Source organism: Microbacterium sp. 05T445 (genome assembly GCF_056395865.1).
Genome location: NZ_JBFTKJ010000001.1, coordinates 217289 through 240038 on the forward strand (window position 1 = coordinate 217289; position 22750 = coordinate 240038).

At 73.4% G+C, this 22750-nt stretch carries 20 protein-coding genes; 11 read left to right on the forward strand and 9 right to left on the reverse strand.

Translation table 11 applies throughout. The features are described 5' to 3' along the window. Positions 1–6: 6 nt before the first annotated feature. The 3 genes from hutI to hutH are packed head-to-tail and all read right to left on the reverse strand — an operon-like array spanning position 7 to position 4472. The gene (hutI, locus tag AC1DDU_RS01035) at positions 7–1176 is read right to left on the reverse strand and encodes an imidazolonepropionase (RefSeq protein WP_477430773.1); all 1170 of its coding nucleotides are present in this window, start codon (positions 1174–1176) and stop codon (positions 7–9) included. A gap of 39 nt (positions 1177–1215) precedes the next feature. Further along, entirely contained in the window at positions 1216–2910 is a 1695-nt protein-coding gene (gene hutU / locus AC1DDU_RS01040) for a urocanate hydratase (RefSeq protein WP_477430774.1), read from the reverse strand. Positions 2911–2918: 8 nt separating this feature from the next. Continuing rightward, complete coding sequence (hutH, locus tag AC1DDU_RS01045) at positions 2919–4472, reverse strand: histidine ammonia-lyase (RefSeq protein WP_477430775.1); 1554 nt, start codon at positions 4470–4472, stop codon at positions 2919–2921. Positions 4473–4533: 61 nt separating this feature from the next. Here hutH and AC1DDU_RS01050 point away from each other — a divergent pair, with 61 nt between their 5' ends. Beyond that, complete coding sequence (locus AC1DDU_RS01050; RefSeq protein ID WP_477430776.1) at positions 4534–5337, forward strand: IclR family transcriptional regulator; 804 nt, start codon at positions 4534–4536, stop codon at positions 5335–5337. 9 nt (positions 5338–5346) lie between these two features. Here AC1DDU_RS01050 and AC1DDU_RS01055 read toward each other — a convergent pair whose 3' ends face one another. The 3 genes from AC1DDU_RS01055 to AC1DDU_RS01065 are packed head-to-tail and all read right to left on the reverse strand — an operon-like array spanning position 5347 to position 7163. Continuing rightward, positions 5347–5859, reverse strand: a complete 513-nt coding sequence (locus AC1DDU_RS01055) for an ankyrin repeat domain-containing protein (protein WP_477430777.1) — start codon at positions 5857–5859, stop codon at positions 5347–5349. Continuing rightward, positions 5859–6350 (reverse strand): YbaK/EbsC family protein, encoded by a 492-nt coding sequence (locus AC1DDU_RS01060; RefSeq protein ID WP_477430778.1) that lies wholly within the window; start codon positions 6348–6350, stop codon positions 5859–5861. The genes AC1DDU_RS01055 and AC1DDU_RS01060 overlap by 1 nt, the downstream gene beginning before the upstream one ends. A 9-nt stretch (positions 6351–6359) precedes the next feature. Continuing rightward, the gene (locus AC1DDU_RS01065; RefSeq protein ID WP_477430779.1) at positions 6360–7163 is read right to left on the reverse strand and encodes a methyltransferase domain-containing protein; all 804 of its coding nucleotides are present in this window, start codon (positions 7161–7163) and stop codon (positions 6360–6362) included. Between the two features lie 193 nt (positions 7164–7356). Between AC1DDU_RS01065 and AC1DDU_RS01070 the strand changes: the two genes are divergently transcribed. The 4 genes from AC1DDU_RS01070 (at position 7357) to AC1DDU_RS01085 (ending at position 13007) form a co-directional block, all read left to right on the forward strand. Continuing rightward, the gene (locus AC1DDU_RS01070) at positions 7357–8442 is read left to right on the forward strand and encodes a Glu/Leu/Phe/Val dehydrogenase family protein (RefSeq protein ID WP_477430780.1); all 1086 of its coding nucleotides are present in this window, start codon (positions 7357–7359) and stop codon (positions 8440–8442) included. A 179-nt stretch (positions 8443–8621) separates the two neighbouring features. Next, positions 8622–10214: an AMP-binding protein gene (locus AC1DDU_RS01075; protein WP_477430781.1), complete on the forward strand. Its 1593-nt coding sequence runs from the start codon at positions 8622–8624 to the stop codon at positions 10212–10214. Positions 10215–10288: 74 nt separating this feature from the next. Beyond that, positions 10289–11086 (forward strand): ZIP family metal transporter, encoded by a 798-nt coding sequence (locus AC1DDU_RS01080; RefSeq protein WP_477430782.1) that lies wholly within the window; start codon positions 10289–10291, stop codon positions 11084–11086. Between the two features lie 25 nt (positions 11087–11111). Then, positions 11112–13007 (forward strand): heavy metal translocating P-type ATPase, encoded by a 1896-nt coding sequence (locus tag AC1DDU_RS01085; protein WP_477430783.1) that lies wholly within the window; start codon positions 11112–11114, stop codon positions 13005–13007. A gap of 30 nt (positions 13008–13037) precedes the next feature. Here AC1DDU_RS01085 and AC1DDU_RS01090 read toward each other — a convergent pair whose 3' ends face one another. The 3 genes from AC1DDU_RS01090 to AC1DDU_RS01100 all read right to left on the reverse strand — a co-directional run bounded on the left by AC1DDU_RS01090 (position 13038) and on the right by AC1DDU_RS01100 (position 16508). Continuing rightward, complete coding sequence (locus tag AC1DDU_RS01090) at positions 13038–14270, reverse strand: MFS transporter (protein ID WP_477430784.1); 1233 nt, start codon at positions 14268–14270, stop codon at positions 13038–13040. Continuing rightward, a complete protein-coding gene (locus tag AC1DDU_RS01095) occupies positions 14267–14887 on the reverse strand; it encodes a helix-turn-helix domain-containing protein (protein ID WP_477430785.1) in 621 nt (206 codons plus the stop codon). Before AC1DDU_RS01095 ends, AC1DDU_RS01090 begins: the two co-directional genes overlap by 4 nt. Positions 14888–15260: 373 nt before the next feature. Next, positions 15261–16508, reverse strand: a complete 1248-nt coding sequence (locus AC1DDU_RS01100; RefSeq protein WP_477430786.1) for a glutamyl-tRNA reductase — start codon at positions 16506–16508, stop codon at positions 15261–15263. Positions 16509–16525: 17 nt separating this feature from the next. Between AC1DDU_RS01100 and hemE the strand changes: the two genes are divergently transcribed. From hemE to hemL, 6 genes are all read left to right on the forward strand, one after another. Beyond that, positions 16526–17584, forward strand: a complete 1059-nt coding sequence (gene hemE / locus AC1DDU_RS01105) for a uroporphyrinogen decarboxylase (protein WP_477430787.1) — start codon at positions 16526–16528, stop codon at positions 17582–17584. Continuing rightward, positions 17577–18779 (forward strand): protoporphyrinogen/coproporphyrinogen oxidase, encoded by a 1203-nt coding sequence (locus tag AC1DDU_RS01110; RefSeq protein ID WP_477430788.1) that lies wholly within the window; start codon positions 17577–17579, stop codon positions 18777–18779. Before hemE ends, AC1DDU_RS01110 begins: the two co-directional genes overlap by 8 nt. A gap of 66 nt (positions 18780–18845) precedes the next feature. Further along, entirely contained in the window at positions 18846–19529 is a 684-nt protein-coding gene (gene hemQ / locus AC1DDU_RS01115; protein WP_477430789.1) for a hydrogen peroxide-dependent heme synthase, read from the forward strand. Then, positions 19526–20443 (forward strand): hydroxymethylbilane synthase, encoded by a 918-nt coding sequence (gene hemC, locus AC1DDU_RS01120; RefSeq protein ID WP_477430790.1) that lies wholly within the window; start codon positions 19526–19528, stop codon positions 20441–20443. The genes hemQ and hemC overlap by 4 nt, the downstream gene beginning before the upstream one ends. Further along, positions 20443–21417, forward strand: a complete 975-nt coding sequence (hemB, locus tag AC1DDU_RS01125; RefSeq protein WP_477433387.1) for a porphobilinogen synthase — start codon at positions 20443–20445, stop codon at positions 21415–21417. The genes hemC and hemB overlap by 1 nt, the downstream gene beginning before the upstream one ends. Further along, a complete protein-coding gene (gene hemL, locus AC1DDU_RS01130) occupies positions 21414–22730 on the forward strand; it encodes a glutamate-1-semialdehyde 2,1-aminomutase (RefSeq protein WP_477430791.1) in 1317 nt (438 codons plus the stop codon). The genes hemB and hemL overlap by 4 nt, the downstream gene beginning before the upstream one ends. Positions 22731–22750: the final 20 nt, after the last annotated feature.

The following is a 22750-nucleotide window of genomic DNA, read 5'->3' on the forward strand; positions in this document are numbered from 1 at the left end:
GCCGGGTCAGCCTTCGGCGCCGCCGACCCACACCCGGTGCACGATCGGCACGCCGGGACGATAGGCCAGGTGCACGCGCGTCGGGGCGTCGAGCATCACGAGGTCGGCGCGCATGCCGGGTGCGAGCACCCCGACATCGTCGCGGCGCAGCGCGCGGGCGCCGCCTGCGGTGGCGGCCCACACCGCCTCGCGCGGGGTCATCCCCATCTCGCGCACGGCCAGCGCGATCATGAGCGGCATCGAGCTCGTGAAGCTCGATCCTGGATTGCAGTCGCTTGCGAGGGCCACCGTGACGCCGGCGTCGATGAGCCGGCGCGCGTCGGGGTAGGGCTGCCGCGTCGAGAACTCCACGCCCGGCAGCAGCGTGGCCACCGTCCCGGAGCCTGCCAGCGCGGCGACGTCGTCGTCGTCGAGGTAGGTGCAGTGATCGACGGATGCGGCCCCCATCGCCACCGCCAGGCGCACGCCCTCGCCGGGGCCGAGCTGGTTGCCGTGCACGCGCGGCTCGAGGCCGTGCGCCATCCCGGTCGCGAGGATGCGCCGCGACTCCTCCGGAGTGAACGCGCCGCGCTCGCAGAACACGTCGATCCACCGGCTGTGCGGCGCGCACGCGCGGAGCATCTCGTCGCACACCAGGTCGACGTACGCCTCCCGGTCGTCGGCGTACTCGGCAGGGACGACGTGCGCCCCGAGGAAGGTGACCTCGGAAGTGACCTCCGCCGCCAGCCGTGCGAGCCGAGCCTCGTCGGCGACGGTGAGCCCGTAGCCCGTCTTGATCTCGAACGTCGTGGTCCCCTGCCGGCGCAGCTCCGCCACGAAGGCCGCCAGGCGCGCCCGCAGCTCGTCGTCGCTCGCGGCGCGGGTCGCCGCGACGGTACGCCGTATGCCCCCTGCGGCATACGGCGTACCCGTCATCCGCGCCTCGAACTCGTCGGCGCGGTCGCCGCCGAACACGAGGTGCGTGTGGCTGTCGACGAAGCCCGGGATGACGGCACGCCCCCCGGCGTCCACCACCGCGAGGCCTTCGCCGTGCGGTGCCGTGTCGTGGGGTCCGATCCACGCGATGCGGTCGCCCTCGAGCAGCACTGCGGCGTCTTCCCGTGTGCCGCACGGGTCGCCCGGCGCAGCGACGTTGGTGGTCAGCTCGCCGATGTTGGTGATCAGCGTCGCGCTCACGGCATCCGCCCCCTCATGTGTCGGAGTGTCCTGTGTCCGTCAGACGTCGGTGTCGAGCATGGGCACGTTCAGGCCGCGCTCGCGCGCGACCTCCTCGGCCCGGGCGTAGCCCGCGTCGACGTGGCGCATGACGCCGGTGCCCGGGTCGTTGGTGAGCACGCGCTCGAGCTTCTCGGCGGCCAGCGCCGTGCCGTCGGCGACCGTCACCTGCCCGGCGTGGATGCTGCGCCCGATGCCGACGCCGCCGCCGTGGTGGATCGACACCCAGGACGCACCGCTCGCGGTGTTGAGCAGGGCGTTCAGCAGCGGCCAGTCGGCGATCGCGTCGGAGCCGTCGGCCATCGCCTCGGTCTCGCGGTACGGCGAGGCGACCGATCCCGCGTCGAGGTGGTCGCGGCCGATCACGATCGGCCCCGCCAGCTCGCCCGAGGCGACCATCTCGTTGAACTTCAGCCCCGCGAGGTGGCGCTCCTTGTAGCCGAGCCAGCAGATGCGGGCCGGGAGCCCCTCGAAGTGCACGGCGTCGCCGGCCTTGTCGAGCCAGCGCACCAGCCCGGCGTTCTCGGGGAACAGCGCCTTGACGGCCTCGTCGGTCTTGCGGATGTCTTCCGGGTCGCCCGAGAGCGCCACCCAGCGGAACGGTCCGCGGCCCTCGGCGAACTGCGGACGGATGTACGCCGGCACGAAGCCGGGGAACGCGAAGGCGCGCTCGAAGCCGCCAAGCTGCGCCTCGGCGCGGATGGAGTTGCCGTAGTCGAACACCTCGGCGCCGGCATCCTGGAAGCCCACCATGGCGGCGACGTGCTTGGCCATCGAACCGCGCGCGCGGGCCGTGAACGCCTCGGGGTCGCGGGATGCCTCCGCCTTCCACTCCTCGAACGCGATGCCCACCGGGAGGTAGGCCAGCGGGTCGTGGGCGCTGGTCTGGTCGGTGACGATGTCGACGGTGAGCTCGCCCGCCTGGTGGCGCAGCAGGACGTCGCCGAACACCTCGGCGGCGTTGCCGACGACGCCGACCGACAGCGCCTGGCCCGCCTCCTTGGCGGCGACGACCCGCGCGAGGGCGGCGTCGAGGTCGGTGGTGTACTCGTCGAGGTAGCCGTGCTCGACGCGGCGGGCCAGGCGCGACTCGTCGACGTCCACGATGAGCACCGCTCCCCCGTTGAGCGTCACGGCCAGCGGCTGAGCGCCGCCCATGCCGCCGGCGCCACCGGTGAGGGTGAGGGTGCCCGACAGGTCGTCGCGGCCGAGCGAGCGCGCCACCGCGGCGAAGGTCTCGTACGTGCCCTGCAGGATGCCCTGCGTGCCGATGTAGATCCACGAGCCCGCGGTCATCTGGCCGTACATCGTGAGACCCAGCTCCTCGAGGCGCCGGAACTCCGGCCACGTGGCCCAGTCCCCCACGAGGTTCGAGTTCGCGATGAGCACGCGCGGCGCCCACTCGTGGGTACGGAAGACGCCGACCGGCTTTCCCGATTGCACGAGCAGCGTCTCGTCGGGCTCGAGTTCGTCGAGCGTGCGCACGATGGCGTCGAACGCCTCCCAGCTGCGGGCGGCGCGTCCGGTGCCGCCGTAGACCACGAGGTCCTCCGGGTGCTCGGCGACCTCGGGGTCGAGGTTGTTCATCAGCATGCGCTTGGCGGCTTCCGCGCCCCAGCTCTTCGCGGTGCGCTCGGGGCCGCGCGGGGCGCGGACGGCGTGTTCGCCGATCCCGCGGGCGGTGGTCTCGGTCATCGACATCGTCACTCCTTCGTGGTGGTCTGGTAGGCGGCCTCGGCGACGGCGCCGGACGCGACGAGCACGGTCACGGCCTCCATCTCGGGCGACAGGAAGCGGTCGGGGCCGGGCCCGCCGGCGACGGTGCGCACCAGGTCGCGCACGGCGCCGGTGGCGACGCCCGGCTGCAGCGGCGCGCGCAGGTCGAGGGCGCGCGCGGCCGTCAGCACCTCGATCGCGAGCACCCTGGAGAGCCCGTCGATCGCGCGACGGAGCTTGCGGGCGGCGGCCCACCCCATCGAGACGTGGTCCTCCTGCATCGCTGACGACGGGATGGAGTCGACGGATGCCGGGACCGCGAGGCGCTTGAGCTCCGAGACGATCCCCGCCGCAGCGTACTGGGCGATCATGAAGCCCGAGTCCACGCCGACCTCGTCGGCGAGGAACGGCGGCAGGCCGTGGCTGCGGGCGGGGTCCAGGGCACGGTCGGTGCGCCGCTCCGAGATCGAGGCGACGTCGGCCACCGCGATCGCAAGGAAGTCCAGCACGTACGCGACCGGCGCGCCGTGGAAGTTGCCGTTGGACTCGACGCGCCCGTCGTCGGTGATGACGGGGTTGTCGACGGCGGCGGCCAGCTCGCGCGAGGCGATGAGCAGCGCATGGTCGGCGGTGTCGCGGGCGGCGCCGTGCACCTGCGGCGAGCACCGCAGCGAGTACGCGTCCTGCACGCGGGTGCACACCGCCGGGTCGCGGTGCGAGGCGACGATCGGGGAGCCCGCGAGCACGGCGCGCACGTTCGCGGCCGACACGGCCTGCCCGACCTGGGGGCGCAGCGCCTGCAGGTCGGCGGCGAACACGGCGTCGGTGCCCAGCTGCGACTCCACCGACATCGCGGCGGCGACGTCGGCCGTGTCCAGCAGCACCGAGAGGTCGTGGAGCGCGAGCAGCAGCATCCCGAGCATCCCGTCGGTACCGTTGATGAGCGCCAGTCCCTCCTTCTCGCGCAGCACGAGCGGAGTGATGGATGCCGCCGCCAGCGCGTCGGCCGCATCGACCTCGTCGCCGGCAGCGGTGCGCACCCGGCCCTCGCCCATGGCGGCGAGCGCGACGTGCGAGAGCGGGGCGAGGTCGCCCGAGCACCCGAGCGAGCCGTACTCTCGCACGATCGGGGTGATGCCGGCGTTGAGCATCGCGGCGTACGTCTCGACGACGAGCGGGCGCACCCCGGTGTGCCCGGTGGCCAGGGTCTGCAGGCGCAGAAGCATCAGGGCGCGCACGACCTCGCGCTCGACCTCAGCGCCGGTGCCGGCCGCGTGGGAGCGGATGAGGCTCGCCTGCAGCTGCATGCGCCGCTCGGGCGCGATGAAGGTGGTGGCCAGCGCGCCGAACCCCGTGGAGATGCCGTAGTGCGGCTCCGGGTCGTCGGCGAGGCCTTCGACGAGGGCGCGGGAGGCGACGACGCGATCCCGCGCCTCGGGGGCGATGTCGACGACGACGCCGTGGCGTGCGACGGCCACGACCTCCTCGGGACGAAGGGGTGCGGCGCCGACGGTGACGACGGTCTCGGTCAGTACGCTCATGCTCCGATTCCACACCGCGCGGGTGCCGCACGACACCGGGTCGTGGCATCCTGTGTCTGTCATGCCAGACAGTTCACCGACGCGCCCGCAGGTGCCCGCCGCCGACCAGACGCTGCGGATCCTGTCGTTCCTCGCGCGCCAGCGCGGGCCGGCGCCGGCACGATCGATCGCGACGGCACTCGGCATCCCGCGGTCGACGGTGTACCACCTGCTGGCGACCCTGCAGGAGCACCAGTTCGTCGTGCACCTGCCCGAGGACCGCCGCTGGGGACTGGGTCTGGCCGCCTTCGAGCTGGCCGGCGGCTATGCCCGTCAGGAGCCGCTGGCTCGCCTCGGCCGCCCCGTGCTGGCCGACCTCGCCGACCGCGCCGGCGAGAGCGCGCACCTGGCCGTCATGCATGGCCGGGACGTGCTGTACATCGTCGAGGAGCGGGCGCCGCGGCGGCCCGCGCTCGTCACCGACGTGGGCGTGCGCCTGCCCGCGCACCTGACCGCGACGGGAAGGGCGATGCTCTCCGCACTCCCCCGCGAGCAGGTGCGGGCGCTGTTCCCGGATGCCGCCGCCTTCGCCGATCGCACCGGCCGCGGTCCGCGCCGCCCCGGCGAGCTGCGTGAGATGCTGCGCGACGTCCGGTCGCGCGGGTACGCGGTGGAGGACGGCGAGGTCACCCTCGGCATGCGTTCGGTCGGGGTGGTGGTGCGCGATCACGCCGGATGGCCGGCCGCTGCCATCGCGCTCACGTGGCCCGTGCCGGAATCGTCGGGCACCGCCGTGTCGGCCGATCCGACGACGGAGCTCGCCGCGCGCGCCGCGGCCGCGGCCGCGGAGCTGGAACGCCGTATCGGACGCACCCGCCGCGGCTGAGGGACCGGCTCAGCCCAGGTGCTCGTCCAGCAGAGCGACGATCTCGCGGTATCCGCGCGCGGCGGCGAGTTCGCGCGGAGTCGTGCCCTCCCCGTCGGGCAGGCGCGGATCGGCACCGCCCTCCAGGAGAAGCCGCACGATCTCCTGGTGCGCCGCGCCGCCGTCGCTCAGCACGATGGCCTCGATGAGCGCCGTCCACCCGAGCCGGTTGACGTGATCGAGGTCGGAGCCTGCGGCGATGAGGAGCGCCACCGTCGAGACGTGGCCCCGCTCGCTCGCGGGGATCACCGCGATGCCGCCGTAGCGGTTGGTGACCGTGAGGTCGCCGCCGGCATCCAACGCGGCGCGCACGACCTCGTCGAAGCCGTTCGCCCCGGCATAGAGCAGCACCGAGTCGCGCAGGTCGTCTCGGACGTTCACGTCGGCGCCGTCGGCGATGAGCCGCAGCGCCGCGGCGCGGTCGCCCCGCTTGAGCGCCGCCACCGCATCGAGGCCGAGCCGCTCCGCCTGGCCCGCCGTCATCAGTCGACCTGCGCGACGGTGCCGCCGGTCAGGTGCACCAGTTCGTCGTACGTGAGCGGGAACACCGTGTGGGGCGTGCCGCCGGCAGCCCAGATCTCGGGGTAGGCGGCCAGGTCGCGGTCGACGACGGTGAGGAGCGGGGCGGGGTGCCCGGTCGGCGCGACGCCGCCGATCGCCTGCCCCGTCGCCTCGCGCACCTGCTCGGGCGTCGCGCGCTGGATCCTGTCCCGGCCCAGGCGCGCGGCGAGCGCGGCGGTGTCGACGCGGTGCGCGCCGCTGGTCATGACCAGGAGCGGCTCCCCGTCGCTGAAGAACACCAGGCTGTTGGCGATCGCGCCCACCTCGACCCCGAGCGCCTCGGCGGCCAGCACGGCCGTGGAGGCGGCATCCGGAAGCACCACGATGTCGCCGGCGATGCCCGCGGCGCGCAGCGCGTCGTGGACGAGTCGGCTGCGGGCGGGGAGGGAGGCGGGGGCTGTCTGCTCGGTCACGCGCCCAGCCTACGAGTCCGCGCCGACGCCCCGCGCGAGGATCTCGCCGTGGGGCATCAGGAGCCAGCCGTCGTCGGAGGCGGCCCATTCGCGCCACCCGTCCGAGATGCGCTGCAGCAGCGCGTCGTCGGCGCCGGTCGCCCGCGCGCCGTCGGCGAACGCCGACTGCAGCACCCGGTCGGCCCACATGCCTCCCCACCACGCGCGGTCCGCCTCGTCCTCGAACAGCCACAGCGACGCCGTGGCGCGGACGTCGGCCAGGCCCGCCTCGCGCGCCCACGCCCTCAGGCGGCGCCCGGCCGCCGGTTCGCCCGCGACGCTGCGATGGGTCGCGAGGTACAGCGCGAGCCATTCGTCCAGCGCCGGGATGAGCGGGTACCAGATGACCCCCTCGTAGTCGACGTCCCGTGCCGCCACGAGCCCGTCCGGCCCGGCGACGCGGCCGAGCTCGCGGAGCATCTCCACCGGCCGGTCGACGTGCTGCAGGACCTGGTGGGCGTGCACCACGTCGAACTCGCCGCCCCGATACGGCAGCGCGTACGCGTCGCCGACCTCGAACGAGAGCCCGGGCGCGGTGTGGTCGGCCGCGGCCTGCGCGACGACGTCGGCGGAGGCATCCGTGCCCACCACCCGGCCGGGCGCGACGAGGGCTGCGAGATCGGCCGTGATCGTGCCCGGTCCGCTGCCGACGTCGAGGATCGAGACGCCAGGCCGCAGGTGAGGCAGCAGATACGCGGCGGAGTTCTCGGCGGTGCGCCAGCGGTGCGACCGCAGCACGCTCTCGTGATGACCGTGGGTGTACGCGTCGGGCATGCGTCGATGCTAGCGATCCGGCGCACTCTGCCGCCTCCTGCCCACTCCGCATTGACAGAACGACGCAATCTGCACAATCGCCGTCGACACGGTTGAACAATCCGCCGGACCGGTGTGCAATGGGAGATGGATGCCGCAAAGCCGCGGCGTCCGCAGCGCACTGCCCACGAGGCCCGCCGAAGGAAGTATCGCGATGACGCACACCCATCCCTCTCTGCCCCTGCCCGATTTCGCACACGAGCGGGTGGAGGTGATCACCGGGCGGCGCAGCGGTCTGTTCATCGCCGTGGCGCTGCACTCGTCGGTGCTGGGCTCCGCGCTCGGCGGCGCTCGGCTGTGGACCTACCCGCGCTGGACCGACGCGCTCGGCGACGCGCTGCGGCTGTCGGCGGCCATGACCCTCAAGAACGCCGCGGCCGGTCTCGACGCCGGTGGCGGCAAGTCGGTCATCGCGCTTCCTCCCGGCACCTCCCTCGACGAGGAGCGCCGCCGTGCCGCCTTCCTCGACCTCGGAGACGCGGTCGAGTCCCTGCACGGCCTGTACCGCACCGCCGAGGACGTGGGATCGACCACCGAGGACATGCTCGTCGTGAGCGAGCGCACCGAGCACGTGGTGGGCCTTCCCGACGCGGTGGGCGGCTCGGGCGAGCCGGCGGGTCCGACCAGCCTCGGCGTGTACGAGTCGCTGCGCGCGAGCCTCGAGCGGGTCACCGGCTCCGCCGACGTCGCCGGGCGCCGCATCACGGTCTCGGGCCTGGGCCAGGTGGGCAGCCGCCTGGCCGTGCGTCTGTCGGCCGAGGGCGCGCGCCTCACGGTCACCGACGTCAACCCGGCCAAGCGCGACCTCGCGGTCGAGCTCGAGGCGGACTGGGCGGTCCCGGGCGAGGAGCACCTCGTCCCCGCCGACGTGTTCGTCCCCGCCGGCATCGGGGGCCTGCTGACCGACGAGGTCATCGACGCGCTCGACGCGAAGGCGGTGTGCGGCCCCGCCAACAACCCGCTCGCCGACCACAGCGGCGCCGCGCGCCTGGCCGGGCGCGGCATCCTGTACGCACCCGATTTCGTCGTGAACGCGGGCGGCGTGATCTACCTCGACCTCGAGGCGAAGAAGCTCGGCACGCGCGCCGAGATCATGGGGCGCGTGGCGAACATCGGCGACACCGTGCGCCGCATCTTCGACGAGGCCGAGGCGCGCGGCGTCACGCCCCTCGAGGCGGCGGAGGGCCTGGCCGCCGAGCGCCTTGCCGCAGGCGGCCGCCAGCACGCGCTCGCGCACTGAGCCCTGCGCCCCGGCCGCGATCGCGACGGCCGGGGCGCTGCGCAGGCATGCTGAGACTGCGTCCCACTGCGTGCGGAATCGGGTACCACCGCGCCGAGGCGAGGTGGCATGATGGTCGCACGGGGCGCCGGATGGCGCCTACGACGGCGCCGTCGCCCCGCCCGATCAAAGGAGATCCGGTGTTCACCAGCCTGCAGTCCGATGTCGAGATCCCCGAGCTCAGCATCTACGACTACCTGTTCGCGAGTCTGACCGACGAGGATCTCGGTCGCATCGCCCTGATCGACCCGGCCACCGGAGCCGAGACCACCTACGGCGCCCTGCGCGCGCAGATCGACCTGTTCGCGGGAGCCCTCGCCGCGCGCGGCGTCGGCACCGAGACCACGGTGGGCCTGCTGTGCCCCAACGTCCCCGCGTTCGCCACGGTCTTCCACGGCATCCTGCGCGCCGGCGCGACGGTCACCACCGTGAATTCGCTGTACACCGCCGGCGAGATCGAGAAGCAGCTGCGGGATGCCGAGGCCACCTGGCTCGTGACCGTCAGCCCGCTGCTGCCCCAGGCCTCGACGGCGGCCGAGGCCGTCGGCATCCCCCACGACCGCGTCATCGTGCTCGACGGCGCCGCGGGCCACCCGAACCTGCGGGCACTGCTCGGTGAGGGCGCTCCGGCACCGGAGGTCACGTTCGACCCGGCGACCCACGTGGCGGTGCTGCCGTACTCGTCGGGCACGACCGGCATCCCCAAGGGCGTGATGCTCAGCCACCGCAACCTCGTGGCGAACGTGGCGCAGTGCCGGGTCGCGCTCGACCTCAGCGCGGACGACCGCGTGCTCGCGGTGCTGCCGTTCTTCCACATCTACGGCATGACGGTGCTGCTGAACCTGGCGCTGCGCCAGCGGGCGAGCCTGGTGACGATGCCGAAGTTCGACCTCGTCGAGTTCCTGACGAACATCCAGAAGTTCCAGTGCACCTACCTCTACATCGCCCCGCCGATCGCGGTGGCGCTCGCGAAGCACCCGATCGTCGACCAGTTCGACATCTCCAGCGTGCACACGGTGTTCTCGGGCGCGGCGCCGCTGGACGGCGAGACCGCCGAGACGGCCGGCCGCCGCATCAACGCGCGCATGATGCAGGGCTACGGCATGAGCGAGCTCAGCCCCGTCTCGCACGCCATGCCGGTGGACCGCTACGACATCCCCGTCAGCTCGGTGGGCGTCATGCTCCCGAACACGCTCAACAAGCTGATCGACACCGAGACCGGCGAGGAGATCACCGAGGTCGGCCCGGAGGGCGTCACCAAGCCCGGCGAACTGTGGGTGAAGGGCCCCAACGTCATGCTGGGCTACCTCAACCAGCCGCAGGCGACCGCCGACACGCTCGACGAGGACGGCTTCCTCCACACCGGCGACATCGCGGTCTACCACGAGGGCGGCTACTTCTCGATCGTCGATCGTGTGAAGGAGCTCATCAAGTACAAGGGCTACCAGATCGCCCCCGCCGAGCTCGAGGCGCTGCTGCTCGGGCACCCGAAGGTGATGGATGCCGCCGTCATCGGCGTGCTCGACGACGACAAGCAGGAGATCCCCAAGGCCTTCATCGTCGCCGCCCCCGACTCCGGCCTCACCGAGGACGAGGTGATGGCGTTCGTCGCCGAGCAGGTCGCGCCGCACAAGAAGGTGCGCCGGGTCGAGTTCATCGACGCGATCCCCAAGTCGACGGCGGGAAAGATCCTCCGCAAGGACCTGCGGGCGCGCGAAGCCGCCGCCGTCTGACCCGCATCACGACGGATGCCCCGGCGAACGCGTTTCGCCGGGGCATCCGTGCGCCGCGCCACTAGGTTGGCGCCATGGACGGACTCTGGCTCGCGGCGCTCAGCGGCCTCATCGGCGGCGGCACCCTCCTGGTCGGCGCAGCCGTCGCCTGGTACGTCGACATCCCCCAGCGCGTGGTCGCCGGGATCATGGCGGTCGGCGCGGGCGTGCTCATCTCGACGCTGGCGTTCGAGCTCGTCGAGGAGGCCGCGGCCGACGGCGGCCTGATCCCCACCACGGTCGGGTTCCTCGGCGGCGCAATCCTGTACATCGTCGCCGACCAGCTGGTGTCACGTCCGAAGAAGAAGAAGGCCGTCGTCGTGGCCGACGTCGACACCGTCGACGGCGATGGGGGCGCGAGCATCGTCATCCGGCGCGCCGGGGCGGTCGGCGCCGCGAGCGGGGCGGGCCTCGTGATCGCGATCGGCGCGCTGATCGACGGCATCCCGGAGTCCATCGTGATGGGCCTGTCGGTGCTGCAGGGCGGCATCAGCATCCCGATCGTGGCGGCGATCGCGATCAGCAACTTCCCCGAGGGGCTCGGCTCCACCGCTGCGCTCAAGCGCGGCGGCAGCAGCGGACGGTTCGTCGCGCTGCTGTGGAGCGGCATCGCGCTCGTGACGGTCGTCGCCTCGATGCTCGGGTTCGCCGCGTTCCAGTCGGCGCCGGCGAACCTCATCGCGCTGATCACCACGATCGCCGCGGGCGGGCTGCTCGCGATGGTGTGCAACACGATGATCCCGGAGGCGTTCGACGAGCAGCACGCGCTGACCGGGCTGTGGGCGACGATCGGCTTCCTGGGCGCGTTCCTCCTGCACGAACTCGCCGGCTGAGCGCATCGATGCCACAGTGAGGAGCATGAGGTTCCTCCGCTGGCTGGTCCGCTACCCCGTCGTGTGGCTCACCGTCCTCGTCCTGATCGCGGTGCTGATCCTGGACGCGTCCGGGGCGACGCGCACGTCGAAATGGCTCGCGATCGTCTACGTGAGCGTGGTCATCGCCTGGACGCTCATCGGCATGATCCGCGACGTGCTGCGCGGGCACATCGGCCTCGACATCCTCGCCGTCGTGGCGATGATCGCGACGCTCGCCGTCGGCGAGTACGTGGCGTCGCTGGTGATCGTGCTGATGCTCTCGGGCGGCGAGGCGCTCGAGGACTACGCCAGCCGGCGCGCCAAGCGCGAGCTCACCGCCCTCCTGGACCGCTCGCCGCAGGTCGCGCACGTGCTGGTGCACCCGCACGCCGACAGCGACGAGGTGCAGGACACGGATGCCGACGACGTGCGCGTCGGCGACATCCTCCTGGTCCGCCCCGCAGAGATCGTGCCGGTCGACGGCGAGCTGCTGAGCGACGACGGAACGTTCGACGAGTCGTCGCTGACCGGCGAGAGCCTGCCCGTGCATCACGTCGCCGGGGACGAGGTGCTCTCGGGCTCCGTCAACGGCACGCGTGCCGTCCGCGTCCGGGCCCTCCGCCGCAGCGCCGACAGCCAGTACCAGCAGATCGTCGAGCTCGTGAAGCAGGCGCAGGACGACCGCGCGCCCACGGTGCGGCTGGCCGACCGTTTCGCGATCCCGTTCACCGCGGTCTCTCTCGTGATCGCGGGCGCGGCCTGGGCGATCTCGGGCGATCCCACCCGCTTCGCCGAGGTGCTCGTGCTGGCCACGCCCTGCCCGCTCCTGATCGCCGCCCCGGTGGCCTTCCTCGGCGGGCTCTCGCGCGCCGCGAAGGCCGGCGTCATCGTCAAGGGCGGCGCCGTGATCGAGCAGCTCGCCCGCATCCGCTCGGCGACGTTCGACAAGACCGGCACCCTCACCGAGGGCAGGCCCGACCTCGTCTCGGTCGATCCGGCGGGCGATATGGACGCCGACGAGCTGCTCGCCCTCGCCGCCTCGGCGGAGCAGTACTCCAGCCACGTGCTCGCCGACGGCATCCGTCGGGCGGCGGCATCCCGCGGCATCGCGCTGCGCACCGCCACCGAGGCGCACGAGGCCGCCACGAACGGCGTCACCGCCGTGATCGAAGGACGCACCGTCGTGGTCGGCAAGCCGGCGTACATCGAGTCCCTGGCGCCGGACACCGTGCGACGGGACATCGACTCCGGCGAGGCCGCGGCATACGTGGCGGTGGACGGCCGGTTCGCCGGCGTGCTGGTGCTGGCCGACGACCCGCGCCCCGAGTCTGCGGCGGTCGTCTCGTGGCTGCGCGACCACGGCGTGGAGCGCATCGCGATGCTCACCGGCGACGCGCGGCCGACCGCCGACGCGGTCGCCCGCAGCGTCGGCATCACCGACGTGTACGCCGAGCTGCTGCCGCCGGAGAAGGTGCACCTGGCGGCGCAGATCCGCCCCCGCCCCGTGCTGATGGTCGGCGACGGCGTCAACGACGCACCCGTGCTCGCGGCCGCCGACGTCGGCGTCGCGATGGGCGCCAAGGGGTCCACCGCGGCGGGCGAGGCCGCTGACGCCGTGGTGCTCAAGGACTCGCTGATCGGCGTCGCCGAGGCGGTGTCGATCGGCAAGCACACGCTGCGGGTCGCCTACACCGCGATCTGGATCGGCATCGCGCTCAGCATCGGCCTGATGCTCATCGCCACCACCGGCGTGATCCCGGCCGTCGCCGGCGCGCTCATCCAGGAGGGCGTCGACCTCGCCACGATCCTCTACGCGCTGCGGGCGCTCACCGGGCCCGCGACCGGTCTCGCGGCGCCCTCGCCGGCGCCCGCGCCGGCAGCTGCGACCGCGGCGCGGTGACCAGCGCCGCGGCTGCGGCATCCGCTCGCCTCAGGCGAGCCCGGCGGTCGCGAGCGTCTCGCGCCGCGCAAGCAGTGCCGTCGCCGCGCCGAGTGCGACCGCGGCGACCGCCACCCAGATCAGGGTGCGGAAGTCGACCACGACGAGCAGCCCCGCGCCGATCGTCGAGACGAGGGTCTGCGGCAGGTTGACGACGACGTTCGCCGCGGCTCCGGTGCGGCCCTGCAGGGCGTCGGGGGTCAGCCGCTGACGCAGCGTCGAGAACGCGACGACGGTGATCGGGATGCCGAGGCCGATGACGAACATCCCCACTCCGGCCAGGACGACCGAACCGAACGCGAACGGCACGCTCCCCGCGGCGATCAGCAGGAGCCCGAGAGCCACCGGGCGCCCTTCGCCCCACCGGGTGACGATCGTCGCCGACAGCACCCCGCCGATCACCGCCCCAGCGCCCTGGATCGGCACGAGCACGCCCACGACGGCCGGATCGGCGTGCATCGCGTCCAGCGCCGGGAACACGACGATGTTGAGCAGGCCGGTCGCGCCGAAGCCGATCGCCGTCGCGATCGCGACCATGCGCAGGCTCTGCGGGGCGAACAGCTGCTCGAAGCCCGCGACGAGCTCGCGGAGGTAGCCACGGCCCGGCTCGCGCGTCACGCTCGTCGCGCCCACCGGCAGCCCCGCGACGATCGTGCCGGCCACGGCGAAGCACGCCGCGGTCATGACGATCACCGCGGGGGCGCCCAGCCACACGTACAGCGCGGTGCCGATCAGCGGCGACACCAGGCGCAGCGCGTTGTCGATCGTGGAGAGCAGTCCGTTGCCCGACGCGAGCTGGTCGTCGCGCAGCATCGCGCGGATGATGCCCGACTGCGCCGATGCCGTGACATACCCGGCGGCGCTGTAGAGGAAGACCACGCCGTAGACGAGCCACAGCTGCCCGGCCCCCGACACCAGCAGCAGCGACAGCACGATCGGCACGAGCACGACGTTGTTGATCACGAGCAGGCGGCGACGGGGCACGCGGTCGGCCATCATGCCGATGAAGGGTGCAAGGATCGCGGGCAGGCCGACGGCGACGAACACGAATCCCGCGGCGACGTCGGAGCCGGTGAGCTCCTTGACCCACACCGCGATCATCAGGAACAGGGCCGAGTCGCCGAGGTTCGTCGCGACCCAGGCCGCCGCGAGACGCGGGAAGCCGGGTGCGGACCACGCGACGGGCATGCGGATGCCGCGAGCGCGCGGCGCAGGCGCGGTCATCGCTCCCCCTCCGCCGCGGCCGTCTCGGGCCCCGACTCGGGATTGACCACGGCGAAGAAGCGCGAGTAGCGCGCACCCGCCGGGCGCTTCGAGGGGTCGGCGTGCCGGCCCGCGAACCGCGCGGTGAGGTTCTGCACGTCGCGGCTGAGCTCGGCCATCTCCTCGGCGGTCGCCCAGAACGAGGACCGGGTGAACGTGGTGGCCTGCATCCACTCATCGCTCTCGCGGTCCACGCGCGAGAACCACTCCAACGCCCGGTGGAACTCCGACTCGAGGCCGTACGCCGCCACCGCCTGCACCGCGGGGAGTGATCCGGGGAGGTCGGGGTCGGGCCGCAGGTCGAACTCCGCGACACGCACACGCCACGGCTTCTCGCGACCGCGCTGCTCGGCCCTCTCGATGTAGCCGTACTTCTCGAGTGTGCGCAGGTGGAACGAGCAGCTCGCTGCCGACTCCCCCAGCGCTTCGGCGCACTGCGTCGCGGTCGCCTCGGTGACGTCGCCCAGGTAGTCGAGGAGGGCGATGCGCACCGGGTGCGCGAGCGCTCGGATCCGTTCGGGATCGGTGATGCGCTCGCCGCGCACGGGGCGCGGGAGGGGCTGTTCGGCGGTGGTCACGACGACCAACGTAGATCCTAAAGACTTCTTTCGCAAGACTTCTTTAGGATGCCTTTGGCCGACGCTCGCGTCGGTTCACGCCGCGCGCGGCGGATGCGGAGTTCGGACTCGCGCCCGTTCTTCGGGGGGTCGGCGCAGGGGAGGTCCGAAAATCGCGCATATCTCCGAATTCCGGATCGGCGAGCACGCGGATGCCGCCCTGCCGTGCACCACCCGGACTGTGGGATTCCAGCCGACGCGAGCGGCGCAGCGAGACGAAGCGCGGGTCAGGCGGTCGCCCAGAGCTCAGCCAGACGGAGCACCACGGTCGCTGAGCGAGCCCCGCGAGCCGAAGCCCCGGTCGCTGAGCGAGCGCAGCGAGACGAAGCGCGGGTCAGGCGGTCGCCCAGAGCTCGCCGTCGTCGGCGGTGCCGGGCAGGTCGACCGACAGGCCGTGCAGCAGCTCGAGCGCGGCGCGCGCGTCGTCGATGCGGCCCTCGACGGCCAGCTCACGGATGCGCACCGAAGGCCGGTGCAGCAGCACGCCCGCGAGGTGCCGCAGCGCCTCCTCGACCTCGTCGCCGGCACCGCGGGAGCGGGCGCGGACGATCTCGTCCTCGACGATCCTCAGCACGTCCCCGCGGAGCGCGGTGATCGCCGGACCCGCCTCGCGGTCCGCGTGGAACTCGGTCGCCGCGTCTCCCACGATCGCGCGGGCGTCGGCGTGGGCCGAGAACTCCTCGAGCGGTGCGTGCAGACGGATCGTCTCGAGGTCGAGCAGCTCGACGGCCTCGACGGCGCCGACGGCGGGATCGACGTTGCGCGGCAGTCCGAGGTCGATGACGAGCACCCGGTGGCCGGGCACGAACGCCTCGGCGTGCACGACGGCGTCGGCCGTGCAGGTGATGACGACGTCGGCCTCGGCGGCGGCGGCGCGGAAGTCCGCGACCGGGATCAGCCCGTGCTGCGCGGCGAACGCCTGCGCGCGGCCGGACGGCGAGAAGACGTGGATGTCGCCGGCGCCGCGGGCGCGCAGCGCGTCGACGGTGCGCGCGGCGTAGCGGCCGGTGCCGACCACGACGACGCGGGCGGCGGCCCAGTCCGCGACGCGGCTGGAGGCGAGCTCGAGCGCGAGCCGCACGAGCGAGCGGTGCGCACCGCGCAGCTGCGTTCGGTTGCGCACACCGCGGCTGGTGTGGGTGGCCTTCTGGAACAGCCGCTCCAGCTCGCTGGAGGTCATGCCGTCGGCGCGCGCGGCGTCGAGCGCGCGGCGCACCTGGCCGGAGATCTCGTCCTCGCCCACGACCATGGACTCCAGTCCGCTGGTGACGGCGAACAGGTGGGCTGCGGCATCCGCTCCCTGGTGGACCGCAACCGACGCGCGCAGCAGGTCGACCGCGACACCGGCTGCCTCGGCCATGGCCTCGACCACCGACTCGACGGCGACCGCCTCACCGCCGGTGAGCGGCTCGTCGATGTCGAGATACGCCTCGAAGCGGTTGCAGGTGGCCAGCACGACGGCCCCGGAGACGAAGATCTCGTCGTCGACGAGGGCGCGGGTCGCCGTGGGCGCCCCCACGGAGAGACGCTCCAGGATGTCGAGGCTCGCGTTCCGATGGTTCGCGGTCAGACAGAGGAGCACGAGCCTAATCTTAACGTGTGTCGCTCAGTGCCTCTCACCCGTCCGTCGTCCAGCGAAACGATCCCCCTGCGCTGATCCGCGCCTACCGCGGCGAGCGCCCCGCTCGCACGCCGGTCTGGTTCATGCGGCAGGCCGGTCGCTCACTCCCGGAATACCGCGAGCTCCGCGTCGGCACCGACATGCTCGACGCATGCCTGAACCCCGAGCTCGCGAGCGAGATCACGCTGCAGCCGGTGCGCCGCCACGGCGTGGACGCGGGCATCTTCTTCAGCGACATCGTGATCCCGGTGCGCCTGTCGGGTGTGGACGTGCGCATCGTCGCCGGCCGGGGCCCCGTGCTCGAGAACCCGGTGCGGACGGCGGCGGATGTCGCAGCCCTGCCGCCGCTGGACCCTGCATCGCTCGCCCCGATCCGCGAGGCGGTCGCGCTCACCGTCGCCGAGCTCGGCGCCACGCCGCTCATCGGCTTCGCCGGGGCGCCGTACACGCTCGCGTCGTACCTCGTCGAGGGCGGGCCGTCGAAGGAGCAGCTCAAGACGCGCGCCCTCATGCACTCCGATCCCGAGACGTGGGCCGCACTGCTGACCTGGTGCGCCGGGATCACCGGCGCGTTCCTCCAGGCGCAGATCGAGGCGGGCGCGTCGGCCGGTCAGCTCTTCGACTCGTGGGCGGGCTCGCTGAGCCTCGCCGACTACACCGCGCACGTCGCGCCGTTCTCGGCGCTCGCGCTCGACCCCGTCCGCGATCTGGGCGTGCCCCTCGTGCACTTCGGCGTCGGCACGGGCGAGCTGCTCGCGGCCATGCGCGACGTCGGCGTGGACACCGTGGGCGTGGACTGGCGCCTCCCCCTCGACGAGGCCGTCCGCCGGCTCGGCCAGGGCGTCTCGGTGCAGGGCAACATCGACCCCGCGCTCCTGCAGGCGCCGTGGCCGGTGCTCGAGGCGCACATCGTCGACGTGCTCGCACGCGGCCGGTCGGCGCGGGCGCACGTGCTGAACCTCGGTCACGGGGTTCCGCCCGACACCGACCCCGCCGTGCTCACGCGCATCGTGGAGTTCGTCCACGCGCATGACTGACTTCTCCGTCGTCGGCGGCGGCGTCGCGGGACTCGTCGTCGCCCGCCGGCTGGCCGCGGCGGGCGCGTCGGTCACGGTGCTCGAGGCATCCGATCGCCTGGGCGGCACGGTCGCCCGCCAGGAGGTCGCCGGGATCGGCCTGGACGCGGGCGCCGAGAGCTTCGCCGTCCGCGGCGGCACCGTCCAGGCGCTGCTGACCGAGCTCGGGCTGCAGGACGACATCGTCGCGCCGGCGCCGGGTCCGGCGTGGCTGCAGCCGGCGACCGGCGACGCGGTGCCGCTGCCCGCGACGGCGCTGCTGGGCATCCCGGCCGACCCGCGGGCCGCGGACATGGTGCGGGTGGTCGGGCTCGCCGCCGCCGAACGCGCGGTGGCGCTGGACGCCCGGCCCGTCGGCGCGGTGCCGGCGATGCTCGGCCCGCTGGTGCGGGAGCGGCTCGGCGACGACGTGCTCGACCGCCTGGTCGCACCGGTGGTGCACGGCGTGCACTCGCAGCACCCCGACGAGCTCCCCCTCGCGCGCGCTCACCCCGGACTGGCCGCCGCCGTCGCGGAAGCCGGATCGCTCACCGGAGCCGTCGCCCGTCTGCGTGCGGCCGCTCCTCCCGGCGCGGCCGTCGCGGGCATCCGCGGCGGCATCAACCGGCTGGTCCCCGCCCTCGCCGACGATGTGGTGCGCCACGGCGGGCAGATCCGCCTCGGACACCGCATCGACGACCTCGGGGCACTCGCCGGCACGGTGATCGTCGCCGCTCCCGGCGTGGCCTCCCCCGCGGCACCCGGCCGTCTCATCGATCTGGTGACCCTCGTGGTGGAACAGGACGAGTTGGATGCCGCTCCCCGCGGCACGGGCCTTCTCGTCGCCGCGGGGGCACCGGTGGGCGCGCGTGCGCTCACCCATGCCACCGCGAAGTGGGCGTGGGTGCGCGAGGCGGCCGCGGGACTCCACGTCGTGCGACTCTCGTACGACCGGACACCCGCGGCTCCTGCCGATGCCGCGCGGGCCGACGCCGAGACCCTGCTCGGTGTGCGCCTGCCGGTCGTGGTCGACACCGCTCATGTGTTCTGGATCCGCCCGGAGGCGGCCGCGCCGCCGAGCGGGCTCACGGTCGTGGGCGAGACGGTCGCGGGGTCCGGCCTGGCCGGCATCGTCGCGCACGCCGAGCGCACCGCGGCGGACCTCCTCGCCCGGTGAGCCGGTCACGGGATTGACACGGCGCACCCGGAGGGAGCCCCTCTCGCGGGGTGGGAGGATAGAGGCATGACCGACAGCCCGGCGAATCCCTCCTCCGAAACCCTCGGCTACACGCTGTGGGCCGTCTTCCGCCGCGACCCCGCCAGCCCTGCGCCCGCGGGCGATCTGAGCGCCGCGGTCGCCGAGGTCGAGGCATCCGGAGTCGTCGTCCGCGGGTTCTACGACGTGTCGGGCCTTCGTGCCGACGCCGACCTCATGATCTGGCTCACCGGCACCGGCGTCGCCCCCGAGGTGCTGCAGTCCGCGCTGCGCACGCTGCGTCGCGCCGAGCCGCTGGCATCGCTCGTCCCGGTGTGGAACGCGATGGGCGTGCACCGCGACGCCGAGTTCACCGCCAGCCACCTGCCGGCCTTCATGCGCGACAAGGACCCCGAGGCCTGGCTCACGGTGTACCCGTTCGTGCGCTCGTACGACTGGTACATCCTCCCCGACGACGAGCGGCGCCAGATGCTCGCCGACCACGGCCGGAAGGGCGCCGCGCACCGGACAGTGCTGAGCAACACCGTCGCGTCGTTCGCACTCGGCGACTACGAGTGGATCCTGGCGCTGGAGGCTCCCGAGCTCGTCGAGCTCGTCGATCTCATGCGCGACCTCCGCCAGACCGAGGCCCGCCGCCACGTGCGCGAGGAGGTCCCGTTCTACACCGGGCGCCGCATCGGCCTCGACGAGATCGCCGAGGTGCTGGCGTGACCACGCTCCGCATCGGCACGCGTGGCAGCACGCTCGCGCTCGCCCAGACCGGAATGGTCGCCGACGATCTCGCCGACGCCACCGGCGTGACCACCGAGCTCGTCACGATCACCACCGACGGCGACCGCTCCAACGAGCCGCTCTCCCGTGCCGGCGGCACCGGCCTGTTCACGGGCGCCCTGCGCGATGCCCTCCTCGCCGGCGAGTGCGACGTGATCGTGCACTCGCTGAAGGACCTCCCCACCGCGCCGCACGACCAGCTCGTCGTGGCGGCGATCCCGGCACGCGAAGACCCCCGCGACGCCTTGTGCGCCCGCGACGGCCTCACGCTCGACGAGCTGCCCGCCGGTGCGCGAGTGGGCACCGGATCGCCCCGCCGCATGGCGCAGCTGCGCGCCCGCCGCCCCGATCTCGAGGTCGTCGACATCCGCGGCAACGTCGACACGCGCCTGGGCAAGGTCACCGGCGGGGAGCTGGATGCCGTCATCCTGGCCGCCGCAGGGCTGCGCCGCATCGGCCGCACCGAGGTCGTGACCGAGTATCTGGACCCCGACGCGTGGCCGACGGCCCCCGGCCAGGGCGCCCTCGCGATCGAGGTGCGCCGGGGCGAGGAGGACCTCGTCCGCGCCCTCGACCACCTCGAGACCCGCGCGGCCGTCGAGGCCGAGCGCGAGGTGCTCGCCCTCCTCGAAGCCGGCTGCTCGGCGCCCGTCGGCGCGCACGCGGTCGTCGACGCGGGCCTGCTCCTGCTGTCGGCGAGCGTCTACAGCCTGGACGGCACGACGGCGCTCACCTCGTCGCACGCGACCACCTGGCCCGAGGACGAGGGCGATCCGTCGCGTGAGGTCGCGGCATCCGTCGCCCGTGAACTGCTCGACGCCGGCGCCGCCGGCCTGACGGGAGAACGCCCGTGATGTACACCCCGGTCGATCGCCCGCGCCGCCTGCGCGCGACCCCCGCGATGCGGCGCCTGGTGGCCGAGACCCGGCTGCACCCGGCCGAGCTGATCCTGCCGATGTTCGTGCGCGAGGGCGCCTCCGCACCGGTGCCGATCTCGTCCATGCCGGGCGTCGTGCAGCACACCACCGAGAGCCTCAAGCGGGCGGTGGCGGATGCCGCGGCCGCCGGCATCGGCGGTGTCATGCTGTTCGGCGTGCCCGAGCACAAGGACGCCGTCGGCTCGGGGGCGACCGATCCCGACGGCATCCTCAACGTCGCGACGCGCATCGCCGTCGCCGAGGCGGGCGACGCGCTCGTCGTGCAGACCGACCTGTGCCTGGACGAGTTCACCGACCACGGCCACTGCGGAGTGCTGGACGCGAACGGCTACGTCGACAACGACGCCTCGCTCGAGCGCTACCGCGACATGGGCGTGGCTCAGGCCGAGGCGGGCTCGCAGCTGCTGGGCCTTTCGGGCATGATGGACGGCCAGGTGGCCGCCGTGCGCGACGCGCTCGACGACGCGGGGTACGCCAACACCCCCATCCTCGGCTACGCGGCGAAGTACGCCTCGGCGTTCTACGGGCCGTTCCGCGAGGCCGTGCAGTCCTCGCTCGAGGGCGACCGCCGCACGTACCAGCAGGACCCCGCGAACCGCCGCGAGGGCGCGCGCGAGCTCGACCTCGACATCGCGGAGGGCGCGGACATCGTCATGGTCAAGCCCGCGATGAGCTACCTGGACGTGCTGGCGGATGCCGCGGCGTCCAGCCCCGTCCCGGTCTGGGCGTACCAGGTGTCGGGCGAGTACGCCATGATCGAGGCCGCGGCCGCGAACGGCTGGATCGACCGCCGCCGCGCGATCGAGGAGTCGGTGGTCAGCATCCGCCGCGCCGGCGCCGACGCCGTGCTGACCTACTGGGCCCTGGAGCTTGCGGAGTGGATCCGATGACGACCAACGAACAGGAATTCGCCCGCGCCCGCGGCGCCATGCCTGGCGGTGTGAACTCGCCCGTGCGCGCCTTCGGCTCGGTGCACGAGACCCCCCGGTTCTTCGTGTCGGCGTCGGGCCCGTACGTCACCGACGTCGAGGGACGCGAGTACGTCGACCTCGTCGGCTCGTGGGGCCCGGCGATCCTCGGGCACGCCCACCCGGCCGTCGTGACGGCGGTTCAGGATGCCGCGGCCCGCGGCCTCGGCTTCGGCGCGAGCACGCCGGGCGAGACGGAGCTCGCGGAGCTCATCGCCGCCCGGGTCGCGCGCGACGGCGTCGCGAAGCCCGTGGAGCGCGTGCGGCTCGTGTCCACCGGCACCGAGGCGACCATGACCGCGATCCGCCTCGCGCGCGGGGCGACCGGGCGCGACCTCATCGTGAAGTTCGCCGGGCATTACCACGGGCATTCCGACGGCCTGCTGGCCGAGGCCGGCTCGGGTGTCGCAACCCTCGCGATGCCGGGCTCGGCGGGCGTTCCCGCCCCGATCGCGGCCCAGACGCTGGTCATCCGCTACAACGACCTCGACGCGGTGCGCGAGGTGTTCGCGGCCCGCGGCGACGACATCGCCGCGGTCATCGTCGAGGCGGCGCCCGCCAACATGGGCATCGTGCCGCCCGCACACGGGTTCAACGCGGCGCTGGCGGACATCGCCCACGCGCACGGCGCACTGCTCATCCTCGACGAGGTGCTCACCGGCTTCCGCGTCGGCCACGCCGGCTGGTACGGCATCGACCCGGTGCCGTTCTCCCCCGACCTCATCACGTTCGGCAAGGTCGTCGGCGGCGGGCTGCCGCTCGCCGCGCTCGGCGGCTCGACCGCGCTCATGGAGCTGCTCGCCCCGCTCGGCCCGGTGTACCAGGCCGGCACGCTGAGCGGCAACCCGCTCGCGGTCGCGGCCGGACGCGCGACCCTGGACCACCTCGACGCCGCTGCGTACGCCCGTATCGACGCCGCGGCGACGACGATCGCGGATGCCGCGGCATCCGCCCTCGCCGAGGCCGGTGTCACGCACGTCGTGCAGCGCTCGGGCAACCTGTTCTCGATCCAGTTCACCGGAACCGCACCCGTCGACTACGACACGGTGAAGGCGCAGGAGGCGTTCCGGTACCCGCCGTTCTTCCGCGCGATGCTCGCACAGGGCGTCTCGCTGCCGCCGTCCGTGTTCGAGGCCTGGTTCGTCTCGGCCGCCCACGACGATGCGGCCGTGGCTCGCATCGTCGAGGCGCTGCCGGCGGCCGCGCGCGCCGCCGCCGAGGCGACACCCGACTGACATCCGGTCGGGCTCGGCAC

Bases quoted from the DNA above. Each gene is read 5' to 3' on its own strand.
- hutU (WP_477430774.1), bottom strand. From the start codon at position 2,910: ATGACCGAGACCACCGCCCGCGGGATCGGCGAACACGCCGTCCGCGCC.
- hutH (WP_477430775.1), bottom strand. From the start codon at position 4,472: ATGAGCGTACTGACCGAGACCGTCGTCACCGTCGGCGCCGCACCCCTT.
- AC1DDU_RS01050 (WP_477430776.1), top strand. From the start codon at position 4,534: ATGCCAGACAGTTCACCGACGCGCCCGCAGGTGCCCGCCGCCGACCAG.
- AC1DDU_RS01055 (WP_477430777.1), bottom strand. From the start codon at position 5,859: ATGACGGCGGGCCAGGCGGAGCGGCTCGGCCTCGATGCGGTGGCGGCG.
- AC1DDU_RS01065 (WP_477430779.1), bottom strand. From the start codon at position 7,163: ATGCCCGACGCGTACACCCACGGTCATCACGAGAGCGTGCTGCGGTCG.
- AC1DDU_RS01070 (WP_477430780.1), top strand. From the start codon at position 7,357: ATGACGCACACCCATCCCTCTCTGCCCCTGCCCGATTTCGCACACGAG.
- AC1DDU_RS01080 (WP_477430782.1), top strand. From the start codon at position 10,289: ATGGACGGACTCTGGCTCGCGGCGCTCAGCGGCCTCATCGGCGGCGGC.
- AC1DDU_RS01085 (WP_477430783.1), top strand. From the start codon at position 11,112: ATGAGGTTCCTCCGCTGGCTGGTCCGCTACCCCGTCGTGTGGCTCACC.
- AC1DDU_RS01090 (WP_477430784.1), bottom strand. From the start codon at position 14,270: ATGACCGCGCCTGCGCCGCGCGCTCGCGGCATCCGCATGCCCGTCGCG.
- AC1DDU_RS01110 (WP_477430788.1), top strand. From the start codon at position 17,577: ATGACTGACTTCTCCGTCGTCGGCGGCGGCGTCGCGGGACTCGTCGTC.
- hemQ (WP_477430789.1), top strand. From the start codon at position 18,846: ATGACCGACAGCCCGGCGAATCCCTCCTCCGAAACCCTCGGCTACACG.
- hemB (WP_477433387.1), top strand. From the start codon at position 20,443: ATGTACACCCCGGTCGATCGCCCGCGCCGCCTGCGCGCGACCCCCGCG.
- hemL (WP_477430791.1), top strand. From the start codon at position 21,414: ATGACGACCAACGAACAGGAATTCGCCCGCGCCCGCGGCGCCATGCCT.